The organism is Flavobacterium solisilvae (assembly GCF_012911605.1).
Taxonomy (GTDB): Bacteria; Bacteroidota; Bacteroidia; order Flavobacteriales; family Flavobacteriaceae; genus Flavobacterium; species Flavobacterium solisilvae.
Window position 1 is genome coordinate 1 of record NZ_JAAMPT010000045.1, and the last position, 243, is coordinate 243.

1 pseudogene is annotated in these 243 nt (G+C 41.6%); it reads right to left on the reverse strand.

The window, feature by feature from the left end:
- Nucleotides 1-243 (reverse strand): annotated as a pseudogene (locus tag G6042_RS00215) (IS1182 family transposase); the annotation flags it as partial.

Here is a 243-nt window from a genome sequence, read left to right on the forward strand (position 1 = left end):
TATTATAAATAAACTTTGTTACAAAATACTCGGGTTGTGTGCCGTTTTCGTTGCTCTTGCCTTGATCGGGTTGGGCTACAATGGTGGTAATATTGTTCTGCTTGCAGGTTGCTATTTCTCTGCCGTTGTGATAGCCTTTATCTACTAGCGCCGTAAAAGTTTCTAGATTTAAGTTTTCTTTGGCTTCTAGAGCAATGGCCGAAAGTGCATTTTTATCGTTGCGGTTGATGGTGTGCGTGGCTA